Below are 9,612 nucleotides of genomic sequence, written 5' to 3' on the forward strand. Positions count from 1 at the left end.
CTACATCAGCCCCGCGCAGTTCGAACGAACCGCGTCACGCTGAGCACATGCCTCTCCACTTAACCGGGGCAAGTCCATCCCGACGGCTTCCCGGCCGCGCCGATCAGGCTTCGCTATGTCGGCTTTCCGAGCATCGCCGAGCCCTTCATCCCGCGGTCGCGGGTGCCGCTTCCGGCTCCGCTGCCAAGCGAAAACGCGGAATTGGGTGCGACCGGGAACGGTGCTGCTGCACCCGGTGCGAATGATCAGGGTCCGGGACCGAGTGATGCACGTGAGCGAGAGGCTGGGAATGACTCGGCAAAGATCGAGCCGTCGCCAAATGGTGACCGGACCGGTGACCCGGAAGCGACCGCGAGACTGCTCAATCCAGCGGTCGGTGGACCCGGCTCGGCCGCTGAAAACAACCTGTTCACCCTCGGCGCGAAGGAGCCGCGCCCGCCGGCAGGCGGCGCGTTGCCGGCAATCGCCAAGCCTCTACCTCCCGACAAGGCGTCGTCGGGCACGCAGGACGGGCCCGGCAACAGCCTGACTGCGCCCGATGGGCGCCCCGGCACCGTCGATCCCGCACGCACGATACGGCCGCTCGCCGGTCGGGAGAATATCTCGCTGAGGGAGCTGAAGGAGGGCATCGCGCCATCGGAGCACAGCCCTGTCGACGACCCCGATCTCGGCCTGTGATCGGTCATGCTCTCCGTCGCGAGCGTACGCTCCGCCAAAGGCGCCGCCGGCTATTTCGCCGCCGACAATTATTACACGCCCGGCGAAGCCGAAACGTCGGGCGAATGGGTCGGCAGGGGCGCGGCGGCACTTGGGCTCGAGGGCATGGTCGACAAGGACGTGTTCGAAGCACTGCTGCAGGGCACGCTCCCGAACGGCGCCCAAGTCGGCTCAGTTGATCGCCATAGCGCGGGCGTAGACCTTACGTTCTCGCTGCCCAAGAGCTGGTCGCTGCTGGCCTTGGTCGGCGGCGACCGGCGCATCATCGGCGCCTATCGACACAGGCCCTTCGCGCAAGCCCAGTCCAGGACCACGCCAACCCGCTGGAGCACGCGGCGCGCGGTTTCGGGTTTGGAGAGCCAGATCGGCGCCACGGCATCGTGGATCGGGCCAGCGCCGATCTCATCGACGGCAAGATCACCGAGCGTCGGAAAAGCATAGTTCTCGAGCGTCTTGATCCACTGCGCCTGGTGCTTGCCGTTCTTCCATCCTTCCGTTCGCTCGGCATGGACTTTCGACGCAGCCTCGCCAAAACTGAGCGTGCGGGCGGGTGCCGGCTTCGGCGCACGCGGCGCCGGCGCATATGGATCAGAGATGCCACGGAGCTTCCGCCGCAGCTCGAGTGCCGCGTCGCGAGCACCGAGCAAGGAGAGCAGCTTGAAGCTGCCAAGACCGAGGTCGCGCCTTCGTCCGTCGACCTGCACGCGCAGCATCCAGCTCTTGGCGCCTCCCGGTCCGACCAGCAGGTAGAGGCCGTCGCCGTCGCTGTAGCGCCCTGGTTCGACGAGATGCCGCGCCTTCAACGCGGTGAGCTTGGCCATACGCGCTCCCACACCGAAAATCGTTTCCCACGTTTCTTCCCACACCACATCACGGATGTTGGCGAACGTCAAGCGTCGCCATGGGACGTCAGAATGGCACTTTTCTGCGGGTTTCAAAGCTCCTGGGACGGTCTGGAATGTCCCGGGAAACGGCTCTGGCGGAGAGGGTGGGATTCGAACCCACGGTGCCCGTGAAGGCACGCCGCATTTCGAGTGCGGTACAATCGACCACTCTGCCACCTCTCCGCAGAGGACAAGCACGCCCGCATCGGGCGACCGGCCGGTCGAGCGCGCGCTCCTATCCGATCACCCGGACGCTCGCAAGCGTCGCCTTGCGCCCTCCCGCGCCCGGCTTAAATAGCTTGCATGGTGCATCATCCAACCGCCGGGCAGCCGACCCGCAACGACCATCCCGCCCCACCCATCGTCGCCGCCCGCTTCGGGATCGGTGAGGTGGTGAAGCATCGCATGTTCGATTTCCGCGGCGTCATCTTCGATGTCGATCCCGTGTTCGCCAACACGGAGGAATGGTATCAGGCGATCCCGGAAAGCATCCGGCCGGCCAAGGACCAGCCCTTCTACCACCTGCTCGCCGAGAACCTCGAATCGAGCTACGTCGCCTATGTCAGCCAGCAGAACCTGGTGCCCGACGACAGCGACGAGCCGGTCGAGCATCCCGCGATCGCGGGCATCTTCACGCGGGGGGATGACGGCAGCTATCGGCTGCGCCGCGAGCACAAGCACTGAGCGGCTGCGCCGCGACAACAAGCACCGAGCGTAAGCGCCGGCCCGAGCGCCGGCGACCACCGCACCGCCTCAATATTTGACCCGCAGGCGGGCGTAGTAGAAGCCGCCGTTGAACCCGAACGGCCCGCCGATGCGCGGATAGACCGATCCGTCGAGCAGGCTCTGGGTCGCCTGGTAGATCGGGTTGGACGTCGACGCCGCGATCTTCTCCGGCCGGGTGTCGAAGAAGTCGTTGGCGCCGACGGTCAGCGTATAATGGTCCATAAAGGTGTAGCTGACGTCCAGGTCGGTCGTGAACCTGGAGCCGAACTTCTGCCCCGGATAGTCGACCGCGTCCTGCCACGAGCCGTAATAATTCTCGCGCCCGTTGATCGTCAGGCCGTGCAGCGACAGCGAGGCGGCGGCGTTGGCGCGATGGTTCGGCGCCAGATGTTCGATGTCGACGATCTGCGCCGCCGACACCTGCGCCGGATTGTAGCGCGACACGGTGCTGTGGTTGTAGTTGTAGGCCAGCGTCAGGTTCAGCGCCGCCTCCGACAGCGTGGTGCGGTAGGACGCGACCACGTCGACGCCGCGCGTGAGGGTGTCGAGCGCGTTGGTGAAATATTGCACCGTGCCGCCCGCGCCCACCGCCGCCAGCGCCGGATTGGCGGCGACGTTGGCCGCCGTCACCGTGAACGACTGTGACAGGTAGATGCGGTCGCGCACCTTGATGTTGTAGTAATCAGTGGTAACCGTCAGCGCCCGTGCGGGCGTGAGGACGAAGCCGGCGCCCCAGTTCGTCGACTTCTCCGGCTTGAGCGGCCCGGAACCATAGAACAGCGCGGCGGCGTTATCGACCGGATAGGTGCCCTGTTGCACCTGGTTGCCCGCGATGAAGCTGGTGGTGACCACCGCGTCGTGCGACTGGCCGGGCGTCGGCGCGTGGAAGCCGGTGCCGACGGTGCCGCGTACCGACAGCCAGTCCGTCGCCTTGAACAACGCGTTGGCCTTGCCCACCGCCTTGCTGCCAAAGTCGCTGTAATGTTCGTACCGCCCCATCACGCCGACCGTCAGCGCGGCGACGATGTCGGTCTCGGCGCCCAGATAGCCGGCCTCGCTCTGCTGGTTGAACGAGCCGGTGAGCGCCGGGCTGGTGCCGGCATAGCCGCTCGCCCCCGGCGACTGCGCGGCGGACGCCCCGGTCCGGGTATACACGCCGGGGCCGGTGAGCGAGTAGAGCGTTTGCGCCACCGCATACGGCCCGGCGCCGTAGGATTGCAGGTCGCCCGGGGTGAGCTGGAAGATCTCCTTGCGATACTCGGCCCCGCCCGACAGCGTGATCGGGCTCGCGAAGCCGACCGCGAGCGGGTAGGTCAGGTCCAGATTGGCATCGCCCTCCTTCTGGATGAACTTGCCGAACTGGAAGCTGGTCTGCGTCTGCGGCCCGTAGGAGGGGCTGAGCGAGTTGTACATCGACAGCTGTAGCGAGTTGCGGCTGAGCGTGCCCGACAGGTCGAAGGTCAGGCCGTTCTCCAGCTTGCCCTTCCAGCCGACCGTCCCGTACGCCTCTTGTGTCTTGCCGATGAAGCGTGGCGTGAAGCCGGCGGGATAGAGAGTGGCGGCGGAGAAGGTGTTGGCGTCCATCACAAAGCCGCCCGCCGGGCAGGTCGCGTTGCCGGTGGGGCATGGAGTCAGATAGACCGGGCTGTACGATCCGTTGCGGCTGATGTTCGTGGTCGTCTGCGCGGTGCCGTTGAAGATCGGCACGCCGGCGAAGGCCATGGGCCGGCGATAGTTGAAGCTCTCGTCGGTATGGTTCCCCGCGACGTTCCCGAACAGGTAGAGCTGGGTGTTGGCGGTCAGGTCGTAGCCGGCGTTGACCACCGCCTTATAACCATGCGTCGGCGAGCTTCCCCAGATCTGCGCGGGGCCGGGATAGTTCGGGATGCGCGTGGCGAGCGCGGGATTGGCGGCGGCGAAATAATAGGCTTCGGGCGGCTGGTGGCCGCGGCTGGTGCCCAGATCGTCGTTATACTCGCCGGCGACGTTGATGAACCCGCGCTCACCCAGCTTGAAGCCGACATCGCCGGCGATCTGGCGGGCGTCGCCGTCACCGTCGTAATATTGGCCATAACGGCCCTGCAGCTCCAGCCCCGCGTCCTTGCGCAGGCTGAAGTTCAGCACGCCGCCGATCGCGTCGGAGCCGTATTGCGCGGTGGCGCCGTCGCGCAGCACCTGGAGGTTGTTGATCGCGATCGACGGGATCGCCGAGATGTCGGGTGCCTGCGCGCCGAACGACAGGCCGGTGTCGCCGCCGGTATAGACCTGGACGAGCGCCGAGCGATTATACCGCTTGCCGTTGAGCATCACGAGGATCTCGTCGCCCGGCAGGCCGCGTAGCGACGGCGAGCGCACGAAGCTCGACGCGTCGGAAATTGTGTTCTGCCCGACGAAGAAGGACGGGACGATGTTCTTGATCGAGTCGATCAGGTTGGCGGTCGGTTGCGACTGCAGCTCGGCCGCGCCGATCACGTCCACCGGCGAGGCGGAGGTGGTCAGCGTCCGATCGAGCCGGCGGGTGCCGAGCACCACCACCTCATCGCTGCGATCCTGCGCCGTCGGCGTCGACGAGGTCGGCGCGTCGGCGGGCGCGGTCTGCTGCGTCGCATCGTTGGGCGTCGTCGCGGGAGCGGTCTGCGCCCAGGCCGGCGCCGTGGCGAGCATGGAGCCGGCGAGCAGGACGATGGTGACGGAACGGCGCATGATGGGTCCCCTGTATTGCGCCGCAGCTTGCGGCGGGACCGCTCCGGCCGCAAGTCAGGCCGCCTTGGCGTGCTGTAATGGTTACGATTGTGTTGCAGTCGGGCCACAGCGGCGCCGACGGTTGACAGGATCGCACGCCTTGCCTAGCTGACCGCTTCTTCCCGACGGGTCCGCCCGGACGGGGCCCGAGTTTTGGAAAGCAGATCAGGCCATGTTCGCAGTGGTGCGCACGGGCGGCAAGCAATATCGCGTCGCCGCCGGAGACAAGATCGTCGTGGAGAAGCTGGATGGCGACGCCGGCAGCCAGATCACGCTGGGCGACGTGCTGCTCGCGGGCGAGGGCGGCGAATTGCGTGACGTGGGAGGCGTCAGCGTCGCCGCCGAGATCATCGCGCACGATCGCGCCGACACGGTGATCGTGTTCAAGAAGCGCCGTCGCCACAATTATCGTCGGCGCAACGGCCACCGGCAGCACCACACGATACTCAAGATCGTGTCGGTCGGCTGATCCGCGCGCTAAGGAGCTAGAGAGCAATGGCACATAAGAAAGCAGGCGGCTCGTCGCGCAACGGCCGCGACTCGGCCGGTCGGCGCCTGGGCGTCAAGAAGTTCGGTGGCGAGCGGGCGATCGCCGGCAACATCCTCGTCCGCCAGCGCGGGACCCGTGTCTATCCGGGCAAGAATGTCGGCATGGGCAAGGACCATACGTTGTTCGCGCTGATCGACGGCCGCGTGGCGTTCGCCGACGGCAAGCTCGGCCGAAAGTTCTGTTCGGTCGTGGCCAACGACACCGCGCCGACGGCCGACCATCTGGCGCCGATGCAGATGGCCGCGGCCGAGTAACAGGGCGACCTCACCGGGTCGCCCACCAGGGTGACCCGGGGCCCGCGATGGGCCAGCCAACCAAGGGAGGCCGGGTCACCCGGGCTCCCTTTTCTTTTGCTCCCTCATCCAGATTGTCGCGGGCGCGTCACGCCCGCGATGAAGGGGGCATCATGTTCGCGCGCACATCACGGTTGACGCTGAGGCCCGGCTGGCCGGAGGATGCGCCCGCGCTGGCCGTCGCCATCGCGCACGAGAGCGTCGCCTTCCGGCTCGCGCGCCTGCCCTGGCCATACACGCTCGCGCACGCCGAGGACTGGCTCCGCCGGCCGGCGGAGCCGCGCCAGCACCCACTGCTGATCTTCGCGCATGATCGCGGGGCGCTGCCCGAGCTGGTCGGCGGCACGGGGCTGCACGACGCCGAGGACGGACTGGAGATCGGCTATTGGCTCACGCCGTCCGCCTGGGGGCGGGGCTATGCGACGGAGGCCGGCCGCGCGACGGTGGCGATGGCGCGCCACGCGCTCGGGCAACGGCGGTTGACGGCCTATCACCACGCCGACAATCCCGCATCGGGCCGCGTGCTCCGCAAGCTCGGGTTCCAGGAGACCGGCACCGCGCGGCGCCACAGCCTCGCGCGCGGCGCGGAGGTGGACAGCGTCACCTATGTACTGACGCTGTAGCGAGCCGATCCCGCCTTGCCTCGCCGCCGGTTTCAGCCAACATCCGCCTTGCATGTCCGTCACCCCCCTGCCCCGCCGCCGCCTCTCCCCCGAGGCGTCGCGCGATGCCGCGCTCGACGCCGCGCGGGCGCTGCTGGTCGAGTCCGGGCCGCAGGCGGTGACGCTGAAGGCGGTGGCGGCGCGGATCGGCCGCACGCACGCCAACGTGCTGCATCATTTCGGCAGCGCGTACGGGCTGCAACAGGCGCTGATCGCGCGCATGGCGGGGTTCATCACCTCCACCATCCGCGCGGCGGTGCTGCGCCAGCGCGGGGCGCCCGATCCGCATCCGGGCGAGGTGGTGGACCTCGCCTTTGACGCATTCGACGCGGGCGGCGCGGGGGCGCTGGCGAGCTGGATGATCCTGTCGGGCAACGAGGACGCGCTCGACCCGATCCTGACCGCGATCCGCGACCTGGTCGACGAGCTGGCGCCCGATCACCGCGACCCGCAGCCGCTGGAGGACGAGACGCTGACGCTGGTGCTGATGGCGCTGGGCGACGCGCTGTTCGGTGCGCCGCTGACGCGCGCGCTGGGGCTGCCGAGGGAGCGGGCGCGGGTGCTGGCGCGGGCGATGCTGGTGGTGGGGCGGGATGAGGCCTCGTCACCCCGAGCTTGAGCCGGGGTGACGGACGAGGGCAAAACCCGCTAAGCGTTGCCGGTGCATTTTCTCGATCAAGCCAAGATCTTCGTCCGCTCCGGTGCCGGCGGCCCCGGTGCCGTCTCGTTCCGCCGCGAGAAGTTCATCGAATATGGCGGCCCCGACGGCGGCAACGGCGGCAAGGGCGGGGACATCGTGTTCGAGGCGGTGGCGGGCCTCAACACGCTGATCGACTTCCGCTACACGCAGCATTTCCGCGCGGCGCGCGGCTCGGGCGGCTCCGGCTCGAACCGCACGGGCGCGGGTGGCGACGATCTGGTGGTCAAGGTGCCGGTGGGCACGCAGGTGCTGTCGGAGGACAAGGAGGATATCCTGCTCGACTTCACCCGGGTCGGCCAGCGCGAGACGCTGTTTCGCGGCGGCGACGGCGGCCGGGGCAATGCCAGCTACAAGACCTCCACGAACCGCGCGCCGTACCAGCATGGCGAGGGCTGGCCGAACGCGGAAGCCTGGGTGTGGCTCCGGCTCAAGTTGCTCGCGGACGCGGGGCTGGTGGGGCTGCCCAACGCGGGCAAATCGACCTTCATCAACGCGGTCACCAACGCGCAGGCGAAGGTCGGCGCCTATGCCTTCACCACCACGCGCCCGCAGCTCGGCGTCGTGCGCCACCGCCAGCGCGAGTTCGTCGTCGCCGACATCCCCGGCCTGATCGAGGGCGCCGCCGAGGGCGCGGGGATCGGCGACCGATTCCTGGGGCATATCGAGCGCTGCCGCGTGCTGCTCCACTTGGTCGATGCGCAGGACGCGGACGTGGCGGAAAGCTGGCGCGTCGTGCGCGACGAGCTGGCGGCGTACGGCGCGGGGCTGGACGACAAGCCGTACGTGCTCGCGCTCAACAAGATCGACACGCTCGACGACGAGCTGGTGGCGGCGCTGTCGGCGGAGCTGGAGGAGGCGTCGGGCCAGCCGGTGATCCCGCTGTCAGGCGCGAGCGGCACCGGGCTCGACTGGACGCTCGACCGCCTGCTCGACGCGCTCCCGCCCGAGCCGGGCGCGGTGCCGGCGGACGATGAGGGCGAGGACGCGGTGGAGTGGTCGCCGGTTTAGGTATAGACGAACGGCATGCGCACCGATCCCGCCTATCGCAAGATCACCGCCGACGAGTTCCTCAACATGGACTTCGGCAGCGACCGCAAGTTCGAGCTGGCGGATGGCGTGATCGTCGGCATGGTGGGCGGCACGGAGCCGCACGCATGGGTTCAGGGCAACATCTACAACTGGCTCCGCAATCGACTGCGCGGTAGCCGCTGCCGACCTTACAACTCCGACATGGCCGTGCAGGTCGGCGACTCCCAGGTTCGCTTTCCAGACGTCAGCGTCCACTGCGATCAGCCCCCGCGCCTCGACCTGAGGTCCACGACGGCGTTGCCCGATCCCACCGTCGTCATCGAGGTGCTGTCGCCGAGCACTGCCGCGATCGATCAGGGCGAGAAGCTGGCCGAGTACAAGGCCGTGCCCTCCATCCGCACGATCGCCTTCGTCGATCCCGATGCGGAGCTTTGCCGCACCGTCGAGCGGCTGGAGAACGGTTGGCTCGACCACCTGTTCTCCGGCCGAACCGGCATTGTCATCCCCGCGCTCGACCTGACCATCCCGCACGCGGACGTGTTCGCGCGTGACTGACCGGCGCGACGCGGGTGGAGGACGCGGTGGAGTGGTCGTCGGTTTGAGGCTATGGAATGGGGATGGCCGCCAGACCTGATTACCCGCTTACCCTGCTGACCGAGCAGGAGTTCCTGGAGATCACCTTTGGTGATCTGAAGGCGGAGCTGGAGCATGGCGTCATCCGGATGATGGCGGGAGCCAAGGCACGTCATAATAAGGTAGCGCTCAACATCCAGTTCGCACTGATGCGGCGACTTCAGGGAACCGGCTGCACACCGTACGGACCGGATCAGGGCATACGCACGGTGGAACGGACGATCCGCTACCCGGCCGTCGCCGTGCTTTGCGGACATGACGGCTCGAACGACGACGATGTCCGCCTGTTCGATGATCCTCGCGTGTTGTTCGAGATCGCTTCGGCTGGCACGTTTCGGACAGACGTGAGAGAGAAGCTCCTTGAATACAGGGCGTTGACCAGCGTCGATACCATCGTGCTCGTGGATATCGGGACGGAGCGGGTGCGCGTGGTGCAGCGCATCGGGCCGGACGGGTGGAGCGATGTCGGTCATCAGGCAGCGTTCGACATCCCCCTCCCGTCGCTTGGCATCACCCTTCCCCACGCCGAGATCTTCGCGCGCTAGGTGATCTTCCCGCCCGCCACCTGCCCTCGCCTGATCGTCAAGATCGGCTCGGCGCTGCTCGTCGAGCCAGACGGTGGCGTACGGGCGGCGTGGCTGGCGGGGATCGCGGGCGGCGTGGCGGCGCGGCGCGC

At 67.9% G+C, this 9,612-nt stretch carries 11 protein-coding genes, 1 tRNA gene and 2 pseudogenes; 11 read left to right on the plus strand and 3 right to left on the minus strand.

What is annotated here, in order from left to right; translation table 11 throughout:
- Window positions 1-453: 453 nt before the first annotated feature.
- Window positions 454-678 carry a hypothetical protein gene (locus HUU95_RS02470; protein WP_174278650.1) on the plus strand — a complete coding sequence of 75 codons (225 nt, stop codon included), beginning with the start codon at window positions 454-456 and terminating at the stop codon, window positions 676-678.
- 6 nt (window positions 679-684) lie between these two features.
- Window positions 685-936 (plus strand): annotated as a pseudogene (locus tag HUU95_RS02475) (relaxase domain-containing protein); the annotation flags it as partial.
- 53 nt (window positions 937-989) lie between these two features.
- Here the strand turns inward: HUU95_RS02475 and HUU95_RS14425 are convergent.
- Both HUU95_RS14425 and HUU95_RS02480 read right to left on the minus strand, forming a co-directional pair.
- On the minus strand, window positions 990-1,610 hold the full coding sequence (locus HUU95_RS14425) for a tyrosine-type recombinase/integrase (protein ID WP_438827194.1): 621 nt from the start codon (window positions 1,608-1,610) through the stop codon (window positions 990-992).
- Between the two features lie 84 nt (window positions 1,611-1,694).
- Window positions 1,695-1,784: transfer RNA gene (locus HUU95_RS02480), tRNA-Ser, on the minus strand.
- 120 nt (window positions 1,785-1,904) lie between these two features.
- On the opposite strand from HUU95_RS02480, the gene hspQ reads away from it, so the two are divergent.
- The gene (hspQ, locus tag HUU95_RS02485; protein ID WP_174278652.1) at window positions 1,905-2,285 is read left to right on the plus strand and encodes a heat shock protein HspQ; all 381 of its coding nucleotides are present in this window, start codon (window positions 1,905-1,907) and stop codon (window positions 2,283-2,285) included.
- Between the two features lie 69 nt (window positions 2,286-2,354).
- Here the strand turns inward: hspQ and HUU95_RS02490 are convergent, their stop codons facing one another.
- A complete protein-coding gene (locus HUU95_RS02490) occupies window positions 2,355-5,030 on the minus strand; it encodes a TonB-dependent receptor plug domain-containing protein (protein ID WP_174278653.1) in 2,676 nt (891 codons plus the stop codon).
- 211 nt (window positions 5,031-5,241) lie between these two features.
- On the opposite strand from HUU95_RS02490, the gene rplU reads away from it, so the two are divergent.
- From rplU to HUU95_RS14430, 8 genes and pseudogenes are all read left to right on the plus strand, one after another.
- Window positions 5,242-5,538 carry a 50S ribosomal protein L21 gene (gene rplU / locus HUU95_RS02495; RefSeq protein ID WP_174278654.1) on the plus strand — a complete coding sequence of 99 codons (297 nt, stop codon included), beginning with the start codon at window positions 5,242-5,244 and terminating at the stop codon, window positions 5,536-5,538.
- A 26-nt stretch (window positions 5,539-5,564) separates the two neighbouring features.
- Window positions 5,565-5,873: a 50S ribosomal protein L27 gene (gene rpmA / locus HUU95_RS02500; RefSeq protein ID WP_174278655.1), complete on the plus strand. Its 309-nt coding sequence runs from the start codon at window positions 5,565-5,567 to the stop codon at window positions 5,871-5,873.
- A gap of 152 nt (window positions 5,874-6,025) precedes the next feature.
- Complete coding sequence (locus HUU95_RS02505; protein WP_174278656.1) at window positions 6,026-6,535, plus strand: GNAT family N-acetyltransferase; 510 nt, start codon at window positions 6,026-6,028, stop codon at window positions 6,533-6,535.
- A 52-nt stretch (window positions 6,536-6,587) separates the two neighbouring features.
- Entirely contained in the window at window positions 6,588-7,193 is a 606-nt protein-coding gene (locus tag HUU95_RS02510; RefSeq protein ID WP_174278657.1) for a TetR/AcrR family transcriptional regulator, read from the plus strand.
- A 42-nt stretch (window positions 7,194-7,235) separates the two neighbouring features.
- On the plus strand, window positions 7,236-8,282 hold the full coding sequence (gene obgE, locus HUU95_RS02515) for a GTPase ObgE (protein ID WP_174278658.1): 1,047 nt from the start codon (window positions 7,236-7,238) through the stop codon (window positions 8,280-8,282).
- A 15-nt stretch (window positions 8,283-8,297) separates the two neighbouring features.
- On the plus strand, window positions 8,298-8,858 hold the full coding sequence (locus HUU95_RS02520) for a Uma2 family endonuclease (protein WP_174278659.1): 561 nt from the start codon (window positions 8,298-8,300) through the stop codon (window positions 8,856-8,858).
- Window positions 8,859-8,920: 62 nt separating this feature from the next.
- A complete protein-coding gene (locus HUU95_RS02525) occupies window positions 8,921-9,481 on the plus strand; it encodes a Uma2 family endonuclease (protein ID WP_174278660.1) in 561 nt (186 codons plus the stop codon).
- Window positions 9,482-9,612: pseudogene (locus HUU95_RS14430) on the plus strand (glutamate 5-kinase); the annotation flags it as partial. It abuts the gene before it with no gap.

Source organism: Sphingomonas bacterium (assembly GCF_903643065.1).
Classification (GTDB): Bacteria; Pseudomonadota; Alphaproteobacteria; order Sphingomonadales; family Sphingomonadaceae; genus Sphingomonas.